Origin of the sequence: Streptomyces sp. NPDC047841, from assembly GCF_040704085.1 — a bacterium.
GTDB classification, from domain to species: Bacteria; Actinomycetota; Actinomycetes; order Streptomycetales; family Streptomycetaceae; genus Streptomyces; species Streptomyces argyrophylli.
This window is the reverse complement of the sequence record NZ_JBEYRP010000006.1, coordinates 117,905-137,351: the sequence shown is the minus strand read 5'-3', so window position 1 is coordinate 137,351 and position 19,447 is coordinate 117,905. Positions and strand designations below refer to the sequence as shown.

The 19,447-nt window shown below is 73.6% G+C and carries 16 protein-coding genes; 8 read left to right on the top strand and 8 right to left on the bottom strand.

What is annotated here, in order from left to right; all coding sequences use genetic code 11:
- Positions 1–17: 17 nt before the first annotated feature.
- Positions 18–2,051 carry an SPFH domain-containing protein gene (locus tag AB0947_RS11290; protein WP_366750087.1) on the bottom strand — a complete coding sequence of 678 codons (2,034 nt, stop codon included), beginning with the start codon at positions 2,049–2,051 and terminating at the stop codon, positions 18–20.
- Between the two features lie 257 nt (positions 2,052–2,308).
- On the opposite strand from AB0947_RS11290, the gene AB0947_RS11285 reads away from it, so the two are divergent.
- Positions 2,309–3,367: a helix-turn-helix domain-containing protein gene (locus AB0947_RS11285; protein ID WP_366750086.1), complete on the top strand. Its 1,059-nt coding sequence runs from the start codon at positions 2,309–2,311 to the stop codon at positions 3,365–3,367.
- Between the two features lie 303 nt (positions 3,368–3,670).
- Here the strand turns inward: AB0947_RS11285 and AB0947_RS11280 are convergent, their stop codons facing one another.
- Positions 3,671–4,930: a protein kinase gene (locus AB0947_RS11280; RefSeq protein WP_366750085.1), complete on the bottom strand. Its 1,260-nt coding sequence runs from the start codon at positions 4,928–4,930 to the stop codon at positions 3,671–3,673.
- Positions 4,931–5,091: 161 nt separating this feature from the next.
- On the opposite strand from AB0947_RS11280, the gene AB0947_RS11275 reads away from it, so the two are divergent.
- From AB0947_RS11275 to AB0947_RS11265, 3 genes are all read left to right on the top strand, one after another.
- Positions 5,092–5,940, top strand: a complete 849-nt coding sequence (locus AB0947_RS11275) for a hypothetical protein (RefSeq protein ID WP_366750084.1) — start codon at positions 5,092–5,094, stop codon at positions 5,938–5,940.
- Positions 5,941–6,133: 193 nt separating this feature from the next.
- Positions 6,134–7,768 (top strand): metallophosphoesterase, encoded by a 1,635-nt coding sequence (locus AB0947_RS11270; protein ID WP_366750083.1) that lies wholly within the window; start codon positions 6,134–6,136, stop codon positions 7,766–7,768.
- Positions 7,765–8,784 (top strand): hypothetical protein, encoded by a 1,020-nt coding sequence (locus tag AB0947_RS11265; RefSeq protein WP_366750082.1) that lies wholly within the window; start codon positions 7,765–7,767, stop codon positions 8,782–8,784. The genes AB0947_RS11270 and AB0947_RS11265 overlap by 4 nt, the downstream gene beginning before the upstream one ends.
- Before the next feature lie 23 nt (positions 8,785–8,807).
- Here the strand turns inward: AB0947_RS11265 and AB0947_RS11260 are convergent, their stop codons facing one another.
- Positions 8,808–11,879, bottom strand: coding sequence for an FG-GAP-like repeat-containing protein (locus AB0947_RS11260; RefSeq protein ID WP_366750081.1), 3,072 nt, complete (start codon positions 11,877–11,879; stop codon positions 8,808–8,810).
- A 537-nt stretch (positions 11,880–12,416) separates the two neighbouring features.
- Between AB0947_RS11260 and AB0947_RS11255 the strand changes: the two genes are divergently transcribed.
- Complete coding sequence (locus AB0947_RS11255; protein ID WP_366750304.1) at positions 12,417–13,805, top strand: hypothetical protein; 1,389 nt, start codon at positions 12,417–12,419, stop codon at positions 13,803–13,805.
- Between the two features lie 84 nt (positions 13,806–13,889).
- Here AB0947_RS11255 and AB0947_RS11250 read toward each other — a convergent pair whose 3' ends face one another.
- From AB0947_RS11250 to AB0947_RS11235, 4 genes are all read right to left on the bottom strand, one after another.
- Positions 13,890–15,179, bottom strand: a complete 1,290-nt coding sequence (locus AB0947_RS11250; RefSeq protein ID WP_366750080.1) for a hypothetical protein — start codon at positions 15,177–15,179, stop codon at positions 13,890–13,892.
- A 65-nt stretch (positions 15,180–15,244) separates the two neighbouring features.
- Entirely contained in the window at positions 15,245–15,742 is a 498-nt protein-coding gene (locus AB0947_RS11245) for a SigE family RNA polymerase sigma factor (protein ID WP_366750079.1), read from the bottom strand.
- An 85-nt stretch (positions 15,743–15,827) separates the two neighbouring features.
- Positions 15,828–16,061, bottom strand: a complete 234-nt coding sequence (locus AB0947_RS11240) for a hypothetical protein (protein ID WP_366750078.1) — start codon at positions 16,059–16,061, stop codon at positions 15,828–15,830.
- A gap of 160 nt (positions 16,062–16,221) precedes the next feature.
- A complete protein-coding gene (locus AB0947_RS11235; protein WP_366750077.1) occupies positions 16,222–16,782 on the bottom strand; it encodes an HdeD family acid-resistance protein in 561 nt (186 codons plus the stop codon).
- 253 nt (positions 16,783–17,035) lie between these two features.
- Between AB0947_RS11235 and AB0947_RS11230 the strand changes: the two genes are divergently transcribed.
- Entirely contained in the window at positions 17,036–17,206 is a 171-nt protein-coding gene (locus AB0947_RS11230; protein WP_171154443.1) for a hydrophobic protein, read from the top strand.
- A gap of 66 nt (positions 17,207–17,272) precedes the next feature.
- Here AB0947_RS11230 and AB0947_RS11225 read toward each other — a convergent pair whose 3' ends face one another.
- Positions 17,273–17,695 (bottom strand): ATP-binding protein, encoded by a 423-nt coding sequence (locus AB0947_RS11225; RefSeq protein ID WP_366750076.1) that lies wholly within the window; start codon positions 17,693–17,695, stop codon positions 17,273–17,275.
- 234 nt (positions 17,696–17,929) lie between these two features.
- On the opposite strand from AB0947_RS11225, the gene AB0947_RS11220 reads away from it, so the two are divergent.
- Together AB0947_RS11220 and AB0947_RS11215 are read left to right on the top strand one after the other, a co-directional pair.
- Positions 17,930–18,775, top strand: coding sequence for an RNA polymerase sigma factor SigF (locus AB0947_RS11220; protein ID WP_366750075.1), 846 nt, complete (start codon positions 17,930–17,932; stop codon positions 18,773–18,775).
- 324 nt (positions 18,776–19,099) lie between these two features.
- Complete coding sequence (locus tag AB0947_RS11215; protein WP_366750074.1) at positions 19,100–19,408, top strand: hypothetical protein; 309 nt, start codon at positions 19,100–19,102, stop codon at positions 19,406–19,408.
- Positions 19,409–19,447 lie beyond the last annotated feature (39 nt).

The window sequence follows — 19,447 nt, the reverse complement described above, 5'->3', positions numbered from 1 at the left end:
GCACCGCCTGGTGCCGGTCAGGCCCTGGCCGCGCCGTTGAGGGCGGTGAGCGGGGTGTCGGCGAGGCCGAGTTCGCCCGCCTTGTCGAGGAGCTGCTTCAGGTGTCCGGCGTTCGTGCCGTCCGCCTTCATGAGGCGCATCAGCAGGGCGGAGACGGTCAGGTTCTGCACGTCGGCCGTCGAGACCGGGCCGAGGATGCGGGCGAGGTCGTCGGTGAAGCTCGACGTGCCGTCCAGCCAGGGCTTCGCCAGTGTCCGCGCGGTCTGCGAGTTCCGCACGAAGGCGTCGACGCCCTGGCCGAGGGCGATGGAGCCGACCAGCTTGTCGAAGAAGACCGACTCGCCGCCGACGATGTTGATGTCGGCGTTCTCCAGGCCGGTGGCGAGGACGGTGGCCTGCGCCTCGGCAACCTTGCGCTGCGTGTCCAGTCCGGCCAGCCGGATGTCCTTCTCCGCCTCCAGCCGCAGCCGGTACTCCTCGTGCCCGCGGGACGCCTCGTCCAGGGCGGCCATCGCGGCGGCCTTCTCGGTGAGCCCGGCGGCCTCCGCCTTGAGCTTCTCCCCGATCGCCTCGGCCTGGGCGAGGGCCTTGGCCCGCACGCCCTCGGCCTCCGCCCGCAGCCGGGCCCCGGTCGCCTCCGCCTCGGCGCGGCCGGCCTTCTCGATGACCTCGGCCTCCTTGTCGCGGACCTGGACGGCGGCCAGTCCCTCGGCGGCGGCCTCGGCCCGCACCCCCTCGGCGAGCCTCACCTTCGCCTGCGCGTCCAGGTCGGCGCTCTTCAGCCGGGCCTGGGCGAGGGTCAGTTCCTCGGCGGCCCGGTGGGTGGCCGCCTGCTCGGCGGCTTCCGCGGCCTTGATGTCCTTGACCAGCTTCTCCTGCGCCTCGGCCTCCGCGGCGATGACCACGGCCTGCCGCTGCCGCTCGGCCTCCTCCACCGCGCGCAGCTTCTTGATGGCCTCCTCCTGCTCGGCGACCGTACGGTCCACCGCGACCCGCTCGCGGATGACCTCGGCGATCTCCCTGCGCTCCGCCTCGACCTCCTTCTCGGCGGCGATCCGCGTCAGCTGGGTCTCCCGCTCCCGCGCGATGACCTCCAGCAGCCGGTCCTTCTCGATGCGCTCGTTCTCCACGGCGATGACCCGCTCACGGTTCTTCGCCGCGACGGCGACCTCCCGGGCCTGGTTCTCCCGCTGCACACCGAGCTGCTCCTCGGTGCGCAGGAAGGCGGACTGGGCGCGCAGCCGCTCCTCCTCGACCACCCGCGCGGTCTCGGCCTCCTCGCGGGCCCGGGAGGTCTCGATCTCCCGCCGCTGCTTGATCTCGGCGTCCGCCTGCCGGCGCTCCAGCTCCAGGATGGCCTCGCGGGCGTCGACGTTCTGCCGGGTGATCTCCTTCTCCTCGGTGCGCTGGTACTCGTTGGTGCGCACGTGCTCGATCGTCGTCAGCTCGGTGATCTTCCGGATGCCCTGGGCGTCGAGCACGTTGGCCGGGTCCAGCTGGGTCAGCGGCGTCTGCTCCAGGTAGTCGATCGCCGCGTCCTCCAGGTGGTAGCCGTTGAGGTCGACACCGATCAACTCGATGATCTTGTAGCGGAGTTCCTCGCGCTGGGTGTACAGGTCGGTGAAGTCCATCTGCTTGCCGACCGTCTTCAGCGCCTCGGAGAACTTCGCGTGGAACAGCTCCTGGAGAGTGCGCTGGTCGCTGGCCCGCTGGGTGCCCACGGCCTGGGCGACCTTGATGACGTCCTCCACGGTCTTGTTGACCTTGACGAAGAACGAGATGCGGATGTCCGCGCGGATGTTGTCCCGGCAGATCAGCCCTTCCTTGCCCGCCCGGGTGATCTCGATCGTCTTCACCGAGATGTCCATCACCTCGGCCTTGTGCAGCACCGGCAGCACGACCTGCCCGGTGAAGGTCACGTCGACCTTGCGCGTCTTGGAGACGATCAGCGCCTTGCCCTGCTCCACCTTGCGGAACAGCCGGGAGAAGACCAGCACAACGGCCGCTGTGGACAGCAGGAGGGCGACGGCGAGCACGCCGATGACAGACATGGCATACGTCCTTGAGGCAGAGGGCGGTCGAAGGGGCAGGCGCGCGTCGGTGAACGGTGCACCGCGGCGGTACGGGCGCCGGTGCCGGCACCTGCCGGTGTCCGGCATCGGAGCCCTCCGCAGTGCTCCCCGCGGGTCATGATGAGGGACCGGCGCACGCCCGCGCATTGCCGGTGACCGGCAGTGTTCACTAGGGTCTGCATGCTGGTGACATGCCAAGAGAGCGTCATCGGCGCGTCAGGATCGCGGGGGGTGGCGTGACGGGGCGGGACATTCCCGAGCAGTATCTGGACGGCTACGCCCGCATCCTGGCCGAGGTGTCGGCCACGGGCCGCCGCCTCACCCGGGAGGAGATCGCGTCCCGGCGGTCCCTGGGCGAGCAGGCGGCGGAGGCGGGCTACGGGCTGCGGGCCCTGGTCAGCGCCCACCTGACCGCCGCACGCGCCGTGCCGCTGCACGGCCGTGGCTCGGCCGACAGCGCCCTGGCCGCCGTGCACCAGGTGATAGACGCCTTCGCCGAGGGCTACGAACGCGCGCAGCGCCTCGCCGTGCGCCAGGAGGAGGCCGCACGCCGGGAGTTCATCGACGACCTGCTCTACGGCCGCAGCGACCTGGGCCGCCTCGCCGAACGCGCCGAACGCTTCGGCCTCCGCCTCTCCCACGCGCACGCCGTCGCCGTCGCGGAGGGCCCGGTGGCCTACGAGGAAGGCGCACCGGTGGCACGGCAGGTGGAGCAGGCGCTGCTGGCCCGCTTCGGCAACCGCGACGTGCTGCTCACCACGAAGGACGGCCGGCTGCTGTGCATCGCTCCCGGCCACGAGGACGAGGTCCTGCCCTACTTCGCCCAGCAGGCCCACGCCGCCACCGGCAGCGGCACGGTGGCCATCGGCCGCCCGCAACCCGGTCCCGGCGGAGTGGTCCAGTCCTACGAGGAGGCCCTGAACACCCTGGAACTGGCGGAACGGCTGGACCTGGACGAGCCGGTCCTGCGCGCCGCCGACCTCCTCGTGTATCCGGTCCTGACCCGCGACCGGCAGGCCATGGCCGACCTCGTCCTCGGCACCCTCGGCCCGCTCACCACGGCACGCGGCGGCGCCGAGCCGCTCCTCGACACGCTCACCGCCTACTTCGACTCCGGCTGCGTCGCCACCGAGGCCGCCCGCCGCCTGTCCCTCAGCGTGCGGGCCATGACCTACCGCCTGGAACGCATCCACACCCTCACCGGAGCCGACCCGGCCGACCCGGCCCACCGCTACATGCTGCAGACCGCGGTCATCGGCGCCCGCCTGCTGGACTGGCCGGCCAGGGAACTCTGAGCGGTACGGAGGCACCGGGCCGCACCCGCATGCTTGCCGATGCGCCGGAACGCCCGCCAGGCCGCCCCGCCGCGGGGGCGGTCAGCCGCCGGGACCGTGGTGACCGCCCTTGCCCTTGCCCTTGCCGCGGTTGCCCCCGCGCCCCTCTTCCCGGTCACCGACCTGTTCCCGCGCCTGCCGCGGTGTGGGAGAGGCGGCGGGTGCCGAGGCGGGCGACGCCGGTACGCGGCGTCGCACCGGGCCGCACGCGCATGCTTGCCGATGCGCCGGAACGCCCGCCAGGCCGCCCCGCCGCGGGGGCGGTCAGCCGCCGGGACCGTGGTGACCGCCCTTGCCCTTGCCGTGGTTGCCCCCGCGCCCCTCTTCCCGGTCACCGACCTGTTCCCGCGCCTGCCGCGGTGTCGGAGAGGTGGCGGCGGGCGCCGAGGCCGGTGACACGGTTCCTGTCGCCGGTGCGGGGGTGGTGAGCGCGGTGGGAGCGGAAGCGGGCGGGGACGCCGGGGTGTCCCCGCCGGAGTTCAGCGACACCCCGAGGGCCGCCGCCGCGGCGAACAGCGCGAGGCCGGCACCGACGGCCGCTGCCCTGGCCGTCGGTTTCCGGCGGACCCGCGGACGGGAGTGCGTCGCGGTGCGGGGCACGCGGGTCCCCGGGGCGGGTGCCGGAGCGGGGGGCGCGGCGGGGGCCGGAGCGGTGGCCGGGGCCGGCGGAAGGGCGGCGCGGTGCGCGGCGGGTGGGTGGGCGGCCCGGCCGTACGACGCGAGCCAGTCGGCCGCCTGGTCCGCGGTGGGGCGGTGGGCCGGTTCCTTGGCGAGCAGGAGCAGTACGTAGTCCGAGAGCTCCTGCGGGACACCGGGGCGCAGCCGGACAGGCGGTGGGGGTGCCGCGTCGACATGCTGCCGCACCACGGCCAAGGGCGTCGTACCGCGGAACGGGGGCCGGCCGGTGAGGAGTTCGTAGAGCACGCAGCCGAGGGAGTAGACGTCGGACGCGGGGTGGGCGGGGCGGCCGAGGGCCCGTTCGGGCGCGAGGTAGTCGGCGGTGCCGACGATCTTGCCGGTGGCCGTCAGGCCGGCGGCCGCCTCGTCGGCGAAGCGTGCGATGCCGAAGTCCGCGATCTTGGCCGTACGGTCGGCGCTCAGCATGACGTTGGCGGGCTTGACGTCCCGGTGGATCACCCCCTGCCGGTGCGCGGCGGCCAGGCCGGAGGCCACCTGGGCGGCGAGGACCGCCGCCTCCCGCGGGTCGACGGCGCCGCGCAGGGAGCGCTCCTGGGCCAGACTCCAGCCGTCGACGAGTTCCATGACCAGGTAGAGCCGGCCGTGGTGGGAGCCGAAGTCGTACACGCCGACGACGTTGGGGTGGTTGAGCCGGCCCGCGGTCCGGGCCTCCAGCCGGAACCGCTCCACGTCGGCGGCCTCGTCGGTGCGCAGCAGTTTGACCGCCACGGGACGGCCGAGGAGGCGGTCGTCGGCCCGCCACACCTCGCCCATCGCGCCGCTCCCCAGCAGGTCCCGCAGTTGGTAACGACCGGCCGGCCACCCCCGCACATCCACCCCGCTCACCACGACACCGTACGTCCGAATCTGCGCAGGAGCCCCACACAGGCTGCACACAGCCTTGCGAAGGGGTCGTTACCGTTGCTGATCGCTCGACCCCCTGTACGAGCGTGACCAGGCCGTGGCCCGGGCGGGCCGACGGCGCAGTCAACCGAGGAAGACCGCAGATGGACTACTGCTCCACGTGTCGCCGGCATCTCAATGGCGCCCTGGTCTGCCCCGGGTGCGGTGCGTACGCCCCGGACATCGCGCCGCCGCTCCTCGCCGACCGCGTCGGCCCCGGCCGGTCTGCCGAGTGGACGGCCACGGACACGTCCACCCCCTGGGACAGCGAGCCGGGGCCGGAGCACGACACGGAGGCCGCCGCCGGGCCGTCCGCCGACACCCCGGGGATGTCCTCCGCGCGGCCGGGCAGGGCGGCACGCCGCCGCCAACTCGCCCGACTCAGGAAGCACCAGCGGCGGGCCGTGGTCGCCACCGCCTTCGCACTCGTCGGCGGCGGCCTGTCGCTCGCCACGCTGGACCGGCACACCGCCGGCCAGGCGCAGGCGGCCGCCGCACCGGAGGACCGGAGCATGGGCGCGGCGAGGGAGCGGGTGGAGACGGAACCCGCTCCCCAGGCCCCTCGGGCTCCGCAGGCCCCTCGGGCTCCGCATGCTCCGGAGCAGCACGCGCCCCGCACCACGCCCGCGAGGCACGCCTCGGTCAACGTCATCCCCCGGCAGCAGAGCCTCCCTGCCACGCCCGGCACCGCCGCCCCGGTGACGCGGGCGGACTCCGCTCCCCCTCACCGCCCGGCCGTCGTGTCGCCCCCGCGGCAGCAGACCACCGGCCCCGCGTCCTCCGGCGGTACGGCGGGCACCAGCGGACCGGCCCCGGGCCACACCGACACGGCGACCCCACCGGCCCCGGCCCCGACGACCGGCGACACCGCCCCGGACACCCCCGGAACCGCGCCCTCCCCGGCGCCGACGTCCCCCACCCAGCTCTGCCTGCTGGGCCTCTGCCTCGGCTGACGTGCCGTCAGGGCGGCTCGGGCGCACGGAGTTCACCGTGGTCGTGAAGCGGCGCGCGGCTCCGGGCGCCTAGGCCATTCGGCTCCGAGGTGGTGTACGGAGCGAGCGCATCCGGAACGCTCCGGCATGGTGGCACTCGGCGGTGATCCGCGGGCGCTCACCTTCACAGGAACGAAGGAACCGGAGCCGGAGCATGAAACATCGCCTGGTCGCGCTCGCCCTGGTGAGCGCGCTGGCCGCGGCCGCCTCGGTCACGGCCACCTCGGCCACCGCCGCCTCGGCCACGGCACCCTCGGCCACGACCACTGCCGTCACGGCCACCTCCGTCACCACCACCTCGGCCACGGCGGCGCGTCCCCAGAGCCCCCCGCATCCCCCGAGACCGCCACTTCCCGCGCCTCCGCCGGGCAGGGCCGGCGGTGAGGCCTGGGCGTGGACGCAGCTCACCGGCCGCGGGACCCAGATCCGCTACGTGTCCACCGACACCAGCCAGCAGTGCCCCTCGGTCCGCTACACCCTGGGGACGGCCAGGGACACGCACCCGATGCACCGGGTGAGCACCCCCATGGGGGCGCAGTTCCCCACCACCGTCTGCGAGCTGGGTGTGCCGCTCACGGCGTCCGGCGCGCGGCTGGAACAGGTGCCCGCGGCCGTGCTGCACCCCGGCGACCGCCGGCTCCCCCTGCCCGGCTGGACGTCGGCGACACGCCCCGAGAGGATCGCGGTCATCGGTGACACCGGCTGCTCGGTCCCGAAGGCCGGCACGGTCCAGAACTGCGCGAACCACCAGACCGGCTGGCCGTTCCCCACGATCGCGAACAGCGCCGCCACCGTGACACGGCCCGACCTCGTCGTCCACGTCGGTGACTACCTCTACCGCGAGGACCCGGACCGGGAGAACGACAAGCAGCGGAACCCGGGCTGCACGACGACCGCCGACGCGGCGAGCTGGGCCTGTGTCGTCGCCGACTTCTTCCGGCCCGCGGAGACGCTGCTGGCCGGCGCGCCGGTCGCGTTGACCCGCGGCAACCACGAGGACTGCAACGCGAGTTTCCACGGTGGTGCGGGCGGCGCGTGGTTCCGCTACCTCGCCGACGACCTCCGCGACGACGGGTCGTGCGACCGGTTCACCGACCCCGTGGCGATCCGTGCGGGCCTGCTGAACCTCGTCGCCCTGGACTCCTCGTACGCCGACCCCGGGGACACGGGGAGCACGGCGGGCAAGGCCGTCTTCACCAGGCAGCTCAACCAGGTGAACCAGTACGCCCGGCGGCGTCCCGGCGAGGACTTCTTCCTGTTCACGCACAAGCCGCTGTGGATGGTGAAGGCGGCGGGGCACACAACCGGTGACGTGACCTGGCTGACCAGGGTCCTCGGCGACGCGGTCGCCGACACGGCACTGCACCGGCTGGCACGCAACGTACGGCTGGTGCTCTCGGGGCACGTGCACCTCTACCAGATGGTCGATTTCGGCACGGTCCGCCCACCGCAGCTGACCGTGGGCTCCTCGGGCGGCCCGCTGGACAACGGCCCGGACGACCTCCTGGTCCTCGGCCAGCCGGTCGGCACCCCGCCGCAGCCCGTCCACCAGTCGATCACCCAGACGGTGGGCCCCATGGGAGGCACGGGCATCGCCGGGTACGCGGACCTCGGCCACAGCTCCGCCGGCGACACGTGGGTCCTCACCTTCCGCACCACGAACGGCCGCGTGCTCGGCCCCACCTGCCGGCTCGCCGCGAGCCTGGACGACAAGTCGTTCCTGTGCGCGCCGGGCGCCTCGACCGGGCCGGGAGCCGGCCGGCCCGGCGGATACGGGGCGGCGCGATGAGCCGCCGGTCCCGGCGCGGCGGGCACCGCGCGCGGCCGTTGGCCCTCCTCGCCGCCTGTCTGCTCGTCCTGGCGGGTGCCCCGGGCGCGTTCGCGCACGTCCGTGGTCACGCGGCGCTCTCCAGGGCCGGCTGCATCGCCACGCCCGCCGAGTACCGGGCCGCATGGGACGCGCGGCAGGTCCGGTGCGTGTCACCCGCCCTGTTCGGCACCACGCACACGCGGGGGGACTCCTCGCTCTATCCCCGCGGCTTCTGGTACGCGTGGGCCGGGTCCGGCACCAACCTCGAACGGTACCTTCAGTTGCGCAGGCGGTACGGGGACCGGCCGCCGAAGGTGGGCATCGGGGTCCTGTCGTACGTAGGGTACCCGGGACTCGAGACCTGGTCCGTCCCGACGGACCTCGCCGTCTACACCCTCCCGCCGGGCGTCCGGGCGCTGGTGCCGAGCTTCGAGACGTGGTTCCGCGTGCTCGACGAACGGTTCGGCCACACGTCCGCGTACCCGCTCGCCGCCCAGCGGGACCTCGTCGTCGCCTATTCCCGGCTCCGCAGGGACGAGGACGTCGTGGGCGCGTTCCAGAAGGTGACCGGCTGCCGCCGTACCGCGTTGCTCGCGGGCGCGGCGCCTTCGGCGGCCATCGGCTGCAACCGTTCCTTCCTCGGTGCGCTGGCGGCCGCCGGCCCGTCCCCGTACGACGGCGGCGAGTCGAAGGCGTGCTTCGCGCACTTCCAGTCGCGGTACCGGGGCCCCCGGGACGCCGCCGCGCTGAGGGGCGCGCTGTACCAGTGCCAGGACGCGGGCTTCCTCAACACGGGCGTCGGGCTCGGCTACAACACGTACGCCAACCCGTTCGTGTGCGAGCCCGCCGCCCGGCAGTCCGTGCGGGAGAGGTACACCGGCCGGGAGTTCATCGTCCCGAACACACGCCTGCCGGCGCTCCCGGAGCACGTCGACATCCCGCTGGACCTGGGGACGCCTTCCCGGCGCGGGTTCCTCCACGCCGGGTACTGCTGAGCCGCCGTCACGGGACCGGGACGTCAGAACACGCCCTTGTACGCCTGCCATCCCGTGCCGATCCTGGCGCGGGGTCCGAACGACCCCGCGCCGTTGCCGCTGTTGCGCCACAGGTTGCCGGCGGTGTCGCGGGAGACGATGTCCGCCTTGCCGTCGCCGGTGATGTCGCCGACACCCACGACGACGTTGTACGACGAGCCCCAGCCGGAGGCCACCTTCACGCGGGACTTGAAGCCGCCGGAGCCGTTGCCGTCGTAGCGCCACAGCGTGTTGGAGCGGTCCTGGGCCAGGAGGTCGCCGCGGCCGTCCCGGTTGAAGTCCCCGACACCCACGACCTTCTTGTAACCCGACCAGTTCGCCGCGATCCGGACCCGTGCGGACAGCTTTCCCGCGCTCGTGCCCTTGTACAGGAACACCTCTCCCGTCGACGCCTTGCGCGCGATCAGGTCGGGGCGTCCGTCGCCCGTGATGTCCCCGGGAGAGGTCAGCACGTCGTACTGGTTCCAGCCGGTGCCCAGCGAGGTGTGCGGGGTGCTCGTGAGGAAGGCCTGCCCGCGCATGGTCCGGTAGGCCCGCAGTTCGCCGCTGCCGAACCGGACGAGGATGTCGTTGCGGCGGTCGCCGTTGAGGTCGCCGAACGGGACGAGTGTCACGGAGGAGGGCCAGCCCGAGGCGGGCATGCCCTTGGCGAAGGCGCCCGTGCCGTTGCCCGGCCGGTAGCTGACGACGCCGGACGAGGTGAGGGTCAGCGCGTCGCCGGTCCCGTCGGGCGCCCAGGTGCCGCCGTTGGTGAAGTCATGGCGTACGGCGGCCCCGACGGACACCTTCACCGTCCGCGACACCGTCAGCGCCGGTCCCGAGCCGTCGGCGGGCGGGGCCGTCAGGGTGAAGGTGTACGTGCCGTTGGGGACGAACGCGCCCTTGCCGTCACGCGTGTCCCACCGTACGGCCAGGGTGCCGTCCACCTCACCGCCGGAGATCTTGCGGACCACGGCGCCGGTGGCCTTGCTGGTGAGGGTGGCCGTCCAGGAGGCGGCGGGCTTGGACAGCAGTCCGCGCCACCGCCACCACGGGGCGCTCGCCGCGCTGCTCTCCCACGCGTTGTCGGTCACCTCGGACTCGACGACGGCGAGCCGCTGGGCGGCGACCCCGCTGGGGACGAGGTGGATGCGCTGGTCGGCGTCCACATAGGCCACGGGGCCGCCGAACTTGTCCACGGTCCAGGTCACTCCGCGCAGGCTGGAGGTGCCCGCCGCGAGGTCGCCGATCCTGCGGGTGGTGGCGGTGCCGTCGGAGAAGGCGGTGAGGAGGAGCGCCCCGGCCGCGGTGTCGTGCCGGACGAGGTAGCCGTCACCGAGCAGCGCCTGGCCGGACGGGACGGGGATGTTCCTCTTCGCCGTACGGTCCCAGACGCCGGCCGTCGCGGCCGGGCCGCAGGACCAGTAGATCCAGCGGCCCACCACCTGGAGCTCCTTGGGGACGCACGGGGCGCCGGTGGCGACGGTGCCGGTGGTCTTGCCGGTCTTCAGGTCCTTCGCGGTGACGACTCCGGTGCCGGAACCCGGCGTCCACAGGCTGGTCCCCCAGACGGACGCGGCCGTGACGGGGCGGGTGACGACGGGCTCGAGGTCGCCGTAGACGCCGAGGTCGCCGACGTACTGCCTGGCGGGGGAGGACCCGTTGACGATGGCGTAGCGGCCGGTGACGTCGAGGACGCTTCCGGAGGCGGAGGGCACGTGGAAGAAGCCGGCCTCGTCGTTCTTGTCGAGGGACTGGACGTATGAGCCGTCGGGCTCGGGCTCGGCGGTGAACGTGATCGCGCGGCCGTCCCCGGTGGCGTACGGGCCCACCCCGCGAAGGTTCCAGTTCCGCCAGGTCGGCGCGCTCGGTGTTCCGTCGGCGGCGACCCGCCGGGTGTAGTAGCCGCCCATGAGGCTGCTGTCGGCCTCGTCGGTGGCCAGGGTGCCGTTCTGCAGCGACAGCCGGTCGATCTTCGCTCCCGCCGGCGGTACGGTGGTCAGTTCCGTCAGCGCGGGGGTGTCCGCCCCGGTGTCGGTGACCCTGCGCACCGCCCAGTGCCCGGCGTCGCTGCCGCCGACGGCCAGCAGACTGCCGTCCGGTGCCGGGACGAGGGACGTGTTCGCGTGCCGGAGCAGGGTGAGCGGGTCACCGCCCGTGAGGGGGACGGCCATGAGCGGCTCGCCGGACTTGTCGACCAGGTTGTACGGGTCCGACGGCACGGAACGGGCCACCACCAGCCAGCGCCCGGCGATGCCCACGTGCGGGGTGCCCTCGGTGCCGGGCAGCGTCAGTGTCGTCCCGGCGGCGGAGAGGTCGGCGCGGTCCAGGACGTGCGCCGCCTTGAGGTCGGACCACCAGACCAGCCGGTCGGCGCTCAGCGCGACGCCCGTCGGGGCAACGGCTACGGCCACGTCGCCGGTGACCCTCGCGGCGGCCAGGTCCACCAGCGCCAGGTGCTGCTCGCCGTCCGCCCGCGCGTAACCGATGACGGCGGTGCCGCTGTCGCCGCCCAGGACCCTCGCGTTCGCCGTGATTCCGGCCGGCCAGCCGTCGACCGGGGTGCCCTCGGCGGGCGCGCCCTCGCCGTACAGCCACAGCACGCGGTCGCCGTCGGTGCCGCGGGCCTGGGTCAGCACATGGGCACCGAAGGTCGCCATGTACGCGCCGTGGGTGAGGGTGACGTCCGTGGTGGTGCCGGCGGACGGGTCCCGGAGGACGACCTTGCCGGTGGGCGAGACGACATCGGCCACGACATCGGACGACGACCCCAGGTAGCCGGGGAGTTCGAGGCGCGCCAGGCTGCCCAGCCCGGTCGTCGCGCCGGTGTCGTACGACGTCCACAGGAAACCGGAACGCCCCTCCTGCGCGTGCAGGTAGCCATGGGGGCCGGCGCTGTAGAGACGGTCCCTGCGCGGTGTGTAGCGGTCCGCCTGGAAGACCTTCTCCACCGCGAGGGCGGTGCGCGCGACATCGTTGTCCGCGTCGGCCGCGTGGGCCAGCGGGCCGGGACCGGCGGTCGCGGTGAGGATCGCCAGCGCGGCGACGACGCCACGGCTGGTGGTACGACGGGCCATCGTCGCCTCCTGGGCTTCTCAGCGGGGAAGTGCGGGACGGGACGGCCGACGGCCGGTCGGGCACGCGTCGACGGTGCTGCGGAAACACCCAGCCCCCCGACTGCCCCCCCGTGCACAGCGGCACGAGAGTAGCAGCAGGACCGGGCCCGTCCGCCGCGCCGGGGACGGAGATCGCGAAGGGGCCCGCGGTGCGGCCTCCCCTGCGGAGTCATCGCTCAAGTCCGGCCACAGGCAGGTGAGTTCTCCAGACCACTCGGCACCTTGGGCCCCGCCCGACGGGGGCCGGGACTCCCATCGCCCCCGTGCCGCCGTCGAGTTCGGCGTACCGGCGACTCCAGGACGTCGTCGACACCGAGGTGAAACGCCGGCCCCGGCACTCTGCGGATGACCGACGGCCGGCCGGCTCCACACCCCGCCTGGCCGGACAAACCCCGTGCACCGGGCCACGGCACCCCCGTACGATCCCCTCGCCGCTCGTACGGCAGTGCGTATCGGCGCGCCGCGTGCGGGCACCCCATGGGGAGGGAACACTTGACCATGTCCTTCGGCGCGGGACCCCGTGCGGTCCTGGCCGCTCTGGGAACCCTCGCTCTCGCACTGGCCGCCGCCGCGTCGCCCGCGCACGCGGCCGACGGGACGCCCGCCACGCCGACTCAGCTGTTCGACGGCCACCGGCACTGCTCGACCGACGCGGACCGGCCCTCGTACCGCTGGGCCGGCGACGGCCTCGTCGTCGAGGGCGTCCCCGGGATCACCGGCACCACCGGCACCTCCCTGGTCGGCGTCCGGTACCGGGCCTGGCCGGTCACCGACCCGGCGCGGATCACCACGGTCACCCGCGACCGCGTCACCCCCGGCTCCGAGGCCCCCGCCACCCTGCCCGCCGACGCGCTCGCCGACGGGCAGACGTACGCGTGGCAGGCGCAGACGGTGGCCGGGAACGCGGTCTCGGACTGGTCAGCCCCCTGCTACGTCACGATCGACGACACCCGCCCGGCGAACGCGCCCACCCTCACCTCCCCGAACTACCCGCCGGACGTGTGGAACGAGGGCGGCGAACGCGTCGAGTTCACGCTGGGCGCGGGCGGTGCCGACGACGTCGAGGGGTTCGAGTTCTCCTGGCAGCAGGATCTGCCGGTCATCGGCACCGGCATCGGTGACCACGGCGTTCCGCAGCCCGTCGACCCGTACGCCGACACGACGTACTTCAAGCGCGCCGACACGCTCGGCGGCTCGGCCACGCTCAGCCTGGTCCCGCCGCTCGGCTCCGGCCGGATGACGCTGTACGTGCGCAGCCTGGACCGGGCCTACAACGGGTCGCCGGTCACCAGCTACAGCTTCCTGGTCAGCTCCCCCGCGCCCACCGTCACCCCGGCCGTCCCGCAGCCCGGGTTCGGCGAGCCGACCGAGTTCACGCTCCGTCCCGACCCCGGGCTCCAGGCGAAGAGCCCGGTCGTGAGCTACTCCGTGCGGACCTCGGGCGGTCAGAGCGACAGGACCATCGAGGTCGCGGCGGGGGCGGACGGCACGGCGACCGTGGAACTCGCACTGGACGGCATCTACGGCGAGAACGTCCAAGTGACCAGCACCAGCGCGAACGGCTGGGTGAGCGGATCCGCCTGGTGGGGCACCACCTACGACACCACTCCCACCGTCGCCTCGGACGTCTACCCCGAGAACGGTTCGGGCGGCGCCGCCGGCGTCCCGGGGACGTTCACGTTCACGCCGAAGGTGGCGGACGTCGTGAGCTACACGTACACCTTCAACGACGGTGACCCCGAGGTCACGGTCCCCGCGGACGCCCGGCACACCGCGAGCGTCGACTGGACCCCGGCCGCGGCCGGCTGGTACGACCTCACGGTCTACGCGACGACCCGCTCCGGCATCCAACTGGCGCCGTACGACTACACCTTCACCGTGAACTGACGCCTCGGCGAGCGGCGCGGTCCAGGTCGTTCGCCGTCGCCGGTGTCGTCCGTCATCCGCTCGCGGGGGCCCGGCCGGTGCCGCTCAGCCGGTGAAGAGGCGCTTGTCCAGGGCGATCGCCAGGAGCTCGTCCATGCCCAGGGCCGGCGCCGGGCGGGTCACCGGGGTGCTCTCGGCGTACGAGTTGACCTCCCGCACGGCGACCCGGCGGCCGTCCGGACGCAGGGTGTCGACCAGCCACACCGTGGCCGGACCGCCCTTCTCGGAGGGGCCCCTGACCTTCTTGACCCTGGTGCCGTCGGCCAGGGTCGTGGCCTCGCACGCGCCGGCCACACCGGCGCAGCCCATGTGCCGGGCCAGGAGTCTGGTCATGCCGTACTGCGCGTCCACCTGCACCATGTTCTTCCCGCGCCCGTCGTCGTAGACGAGCTGGACCAGATCGTCGCTCGCGTTCAGGCCGGAGGTGGTCCCGCCGCGGGGCAGGTGCGACCTCAGCACCCGGGTCATCCGGGCGCCGGGCACCCGCCGCGCCGCGGCGGAGGCGCCGTCGGAGGCGCCGGTGGAGGCGGCTCCCCGCGGGGCCGGCAGTGCGGCGATCGCCTTGTTCCAGGCCGGGCTGCGCACGATCGAGGTCAGCTGGGCGATCGACAGCAGCGGGTCGCCCCCGTCGGCCGAGCCCTTCTCGCTGCCGCCGCCGAACTCCTGCACCGTCACCTGCGCCCCGGCCGGGGTGGTGAGCACCACGTACCAGCGTTTCTGCCCGGTGTCGCTGCTGGGATAGGTGAACGACTCGGTGGTGGTGAGCACCGCGCCGCCCGGGAGCTTGCGGGTGGCGCACTTGTCGTAGGGGCGGACCTCCACCGGCAGGCAGCCGTCCCCGCTCCCCTGGCCGGCGGTGGTGCCGGGATCCAGCCGCGCGACGGAGACGTCGATGCCGGAGGAGCCGTTCGCGGTGGAGTAGGTGAGCTCGGCGGTCGGCCAGACGGCGGGGCCGTCCCCCGCGGAGCCCCTCCCCGAGGCCGCGGAGACGGTGCCGCCGGGAGGCAGCAGGCTCTTCAGCGTGCGGACCATCTCCTCGCCGCTGACGGACGCCGGAGCCCGGGACGGCGACCGCACGGTGGAGTGTGCGGGACCGCCGGCCGTCGGCCGCCCGGGTGTGCCGCCGAGGGCGTCCGTGCCCAGCAGCGCGCCGCCCGCGGCGACCGCGGCGAAGGCGGCCGTGGCGGCGGCGACCTGGGTGGCGCGGACCAGCCGCATCCGCCGGCCCCGGACGACGGAACGCCGCACCAGGTCGGGGGAGTGGGGCGGGAACGTCTCGGCGGCGCCGGTCATGGCGCGGGCCAGCCGTCGCTCAAGGTCCTCGTCGCGTGACATGGCGGGTCTCCGTTCGTCTGGGGCGTCGGCCGGCCCGGGAGCGGAGCGCCGCCCGGCCGTGCTCGTCATGCGGTCAGGTCGGCCAGCTGGTCGCCGAGCAGGGCGCGCAGCCTCTCCAGGGCGCGCATGCTCCGGGCCCGCACGGCGCCCGGTGACACTTGGAGGACCTGTGCGGTCTCCTCCACCGAGCGGTCCTCCCAGTAGCGGAGCACCAGGACGGCACGGTCCTTGGCCGCCATCCGGGCCAGGCCGTCCAGCAGGGTCATCCGCAGCTCGGGGTCCCGCGCCGGGGCGGCGGCGTCGGGCAGCCGGTCGCTGGGGCGCTCCGTGGAACTGCGGCGGCGCCGCTGGGAGAGGAAGCTGCGGACGAGCACGGTGTCGGCGTAGGCCACCGGCGCCTGCGCCCGGCTGATCCGCCGCCAGGAGCGGTACATCTTGGCGAGGGTCTCCTGGACCAGGTCCTCGGCGAGGTGCCAGTCGCCCGTGAGCAGGCAGGCGGTCCTGAACAGCGGTCCGCTGCGGGCGGCTGCGAACTCCAGGTAGTCCGCGGGTGCTTCCCCCACCGTGTGTCCTTTCGTGGCCGGACGTCATCTCTTACACGCGGTGGGGGTGTTCCCGCGTTACGCCGCCGGCGGCACCGGATGCCGCTCAGGCGGCGCGGGAGGTGTGCCGGGGCGTCCGGGAACGGGCGGCGGTGCCCTGCCGGCCGCCCGTTCCCGGGCGGGCGGGGGACCCCTGGCGGCCGCCCGCGATCAGACGCAGACGGCGCGCTCCGGCGTGCCGGGGCGGCCCCGGTGAGCGTGTCAGCCAGTCCTCCACACGGTCCATGCCGTACAGCAGCAGTCCCACGAGGGGCAGGAGAAGGCAGGCAACGATGACCACGGTCGGGCTCCCTCCCGGCAGGCAACCGTGGCCGGGTGCCCACGGGGCGGCCGGCCACCGGGCGAGTGCGTGAACATGCTGTGTCCGCTCGCCCCGGCGTCGCCGCATCGCCGTGTGCTCCGGCGCTCCCGCTCGGGTGCTCCCGCTCGGGTGCCCCCGCTCAGGCGTGCCGTGCGTGGCGCACCGGCTGCCGCGCGGTGGCCGTACCGCGCAGCCGCCGGGCCGCGGCCAGCACCAGCGCGCCGCTGAGCAGGGCGTAGACACCGATGACCTGGGCGATGGTGAGCGCGCCCACGTCCGGCCGGACCCAGACGAGCACCCCGGCCGCGACCGATACGACGCCGGCCAGGAACAGCACCCACTCGTGGTGCAGTTCGTGCCGGAAGCGCACCGCCGCCCAGATCTCCGCGCTGCCGGTGACCACGGCCCAGGCGCCGATCAGCGCGGCCAGGGCGAGGACGGTGACGCCGGGCCAGGCGATGCTGACCACGCCCGCCGCGGCGCCCAGGACACCCCCGGTCGCGTGCGCGGCGCGGTGGGCCGCGTCCCCTTGCCGGCGGAAGGCGCTCACCAGGAGGGCCAGGCCGTCGGCGAGCGCGTACACGCCGAAGAGGAGCGCCAGCGCGAGGACGGTCACCCCCGGCCACACCAGGGCGACCACCCCGAACAGCAGGGCCGCCGTACCCCGCGCCACGAGCATCCACATCAACTGCCGCCGCACACCATCACCCCTTGATCCGCCGAACAGAGGTGTCCCGGGTACCCCGGCGCACGGCGCGCACCGATCTCGCACAGGAGGAGGCCGTCATCACGGCGGGAACACCGGGAACACCGGGAAAGACAGGGAACACCGCGTGAAAGCACCGCGTGAATGCCGTGCCGCTATTTCCCCCACTTTTCCTCCACAAACAAGGCGCCTTCGAGGAATGTGGGCACCGGCCGAGGGCAAACGGTGGTCCAGGAGGTAGATAACTATGGTTCCCTTGCTGCTTGTGCTGCTCCTCGCGCTGATTCTCTTCGGCGCCGGATTCGCCATCAAGATCCTGTGGTGGGTCGCCGTCGCCGTCCTGGTGCTCTGGCTGCTCGGCTTCGTCATGCGCTCCACCAACGCGGGTGGTGGCCGCGGACGCTGGTACCGATGGTGACCTGACGCACCACTTCCGCACGCGGGGACCGGCTGGGCTTCAGCCGGTCCCCGCGCGTGTGCCGGTCTACCCGGCCGTCGAGGGCGACGGCGGCTGGAAGCACGCGGTGACGTCCTTGCCGTACGGGCAGCGGTGGACCTCCACGGTGTCGGCCAGGGCGTCGACCAGGAGCAGACCTCGGCCGCCCAGCGCCTCGGCTCCGGGGTCACGCTGCTCGGGCAGCCGGGGAGAGGCGTCGTGGACGGTCACGTGCAGACACGACTGGTCCCAGGTGAGGATCAGCTGTGCCGAACTGCGGGCGTGTACATGGGCGTTGGTGACCAGCTCGGACACCGTCAGCAGCACCGAGTCCACCAGGTCCGGCGCCGTCTCGGCCCACCCCAGCGCCGTCAGGTGCACGCGCGTCCAGTCCCGGGCCGCCTTCACCCCGCTGCTGATCGGCAGTGAGCGCGCCCAGCCCACCGCCTTCACCGAGGAGTCCTCGGCCATGTTCTCCTCCTTCGTTCGTCCCGCCGGTGTTCCCCCCGTCTGCCCCGGATTCGCGCGGAGGAGCACCGCGCACCGGTATGCACCGGTACGCGCCGCGAGCCGCCGGCCTCCGCAGGGGAGATCCCCCCGATTCGTGCGGACCCGGGTGTAGGTGCAGGATGAGCGGGTAGCCGCTGCGATGACGCCGGCCAGGGCCGGCGGTCGCGGACAGTTCGAACTCGGGAGGGGAACAACATGGTGCTCACGAGCACGACGGCATCCGACACGCGGACCACCGAACTGCCCGAAGTCGCCGACCCCTCCAAGGTGGCGCCCAAGGACGCCCGGGAGCTGTCGCGGCTCTTCTTCGAGCAGCTGGCGGTCCTGGAAGAGGGCACCCCCGAGTACAGCTACGCCCGCAACACGCTCATAGAGATGAACATGTCCCTGGTCCGCTACGCGGCCGGCCGCTTCCGCAGCCGTGGACCGGAGGAGATGGAGGACATCGTCCAGGTCGGCATGATCGGCCTGATCAAGGCGATCGACCGGTTCGAGCTGTCGCGGGAGGCGGAGTTCACCTCCTTCGCCATCCCCTACATCGTCGGCGAGATCAAGCGGTTCTTCCGCGACACCACCTGGGCCGTGCATGTGCCCCGCCGCCTTCAGGAGGCCCGCGTCCAGCTCGCCCGCGCCACCGAGGAGCTGCGCAGCCGGCTGGGCCGCACCCCGTCCGACAAGGAACTGTCGGAGCTGATGAGCCTGTCCGAGGACGAGGTCCGCGAGGCCCGCCTGGCCGCCAACGGCTACAACTCCGCCTCCCTGGACGCCGCGATCAGCGGCAGCGAGGAGGGCGAGGCGGCCCTGCAGGACTTCATCGGCACCGAGGACGCGGCCCTGGAGCTGGTGGAGGACTTCCACGCCCTGGCCCCCCTGATCGCCGAACTCGACGAGCGGGACCGGCAGATCATCCACATGCGCTTCGTGGAGGAACTCACCCAGGCCCAGATCGGCGAGCGCCTCGGTGTCTCCCAGATGCACGTCTCCCGGCTGCTCTCCCGCTGCCTGACCCGCCTGCGCGAGGGCATGCTCAGCACCCGCTGAAGCCACCGGGCGGAGTCCAGTGGGACGCGGCTGTCCTGGCGGCGGCCCCGGCGGCGCGGCCGCTCGCCGTACGGCGGACGGGCGCGGCCTGGCTGAGCGACGTGTGCGAGCTCACCCCCCGCCCAGGGCCCCCGGGCGGGGGGTGAGCGTCTTCCGGCGACGAGTCCTGCCGGAGCTGCCACCAGCCGGGCGGAGCGGGCGTACCCGGACCTCGTCCACTACGACCGGCGCACCGTCGAGGCGGCGCGGCCCGGACGCGCTCCCCCGCCAGCCCCCGTAAGATCGACTTCGACCAAGTCACGCCATATATGGGGGAATCAACTCATGACCAAGCGTCTTTCCGCCCTGGCCGTCTCCGCGGCCGTCGTCGGGGGCTTCCTCTTCGCCTCGGTGCCCGCGCACGCCGCCACGCCGGCCGGCCGGGGCGCGGTCACCGCCAAGGCCACCGTCACGTGCAACAAGAACCAGATGCGCCAGCAGATAGCCGCCCTCAAGAACAAGGCCACGAGGCTGAAGCAGCTCGGGGAGACCGCGGCGGCCAAGAAGGCGCTGAGCGAGGCGGCCGCCATCCAGAGGAAGCTCGACGCGTGCATCAAGGCCGAGGAGGACGCGAGCAAGCCCTTCCCCGGATGACTTCCCCGGATAACTTCCCCGGATAGTCTCCGGTCCGAC

Bases quoted from the DNA above. Each gene is read 5' to 3' on its own strand.
- AB0947_RS11255 (WP_366750304.1), top strand. From the start codon at position 12,417: ATGTCCTTCGGCGCGGGACCCCGTGCGGTCCTGGCCGCTCTGGGAACC.
- AB0947_RS11215 (WP_366750074.1), top strand. From the start codon at position 19,100: ATGACCAAGCGTCTTTCCGCCCTGGCCGTCTCCGCGGCCGTCGTCGGG.
- AB0947_RS11275 (WP_366750084.1), top strand. From the start codon at position 5,092: ATGGACTACTGCTCCACGTGTCGCCGGCATCTCAATGGCGCCCTGGTC.
- AB0947_RS11265 (WP_366750082.1), top strand. From the start codon at position 7,765: ATGAGCCGCCGGTCCCGGCGCGGCGGGCACCGCGCGCGGCCGTTGGCC.
- AB0947_RS11220 (WP_366750075.1), top strand. From the start codon at position 17,930: ATGGTGCTCACGAGCACGACGGCATCCGACACGCGGACCACCGAACTG.
- AB0947_RS11290 (WP_366750087.1), bottom strand. From the start codon at position 2,051: ATGTCTGTCATCGGCGTGCTCGCCGTCGCCCTCCTGCTGTCCACAGCG.
- AB0947_RS11250 (WP_366750080.1), bottom strand. From the start codon at position 15,179: ATGTCACGCGACGAGGACCTTGAGCGACGGCTGGCCCGCGCCATGACC.
- AB0947_RS11260 (WP_366750081.1), bottom strand. From the start codon at position 11,879: ATGGCCCGTCGTACCACCAGCCGTGGCGTCGTCGCCGCGCTGGCGATC.
- AB0947_RS11270 (WP_366750083.1), top strand. From the start codon at position 6,134: ATGAAACATCGCCTGGTCGCGCTCGCCCTGGTGAGCGCGCTGGCCGCG.
- AB0947_RS11230 (WP_171154443.1), top strand. From the start codon at position 17,036: ATGGTTCCCTTGCTGCTTGTGCTGCTCCTCGCGCTGATTCTCTTCGGC.
- AB0947_RS11225 (WP_366750076.1), bottom strand. From the start codon at position 17,695: ATGGCCGAGGACTCCTCGGTGAAGGCGGTGGGCTGGGCGCGCTCACTG.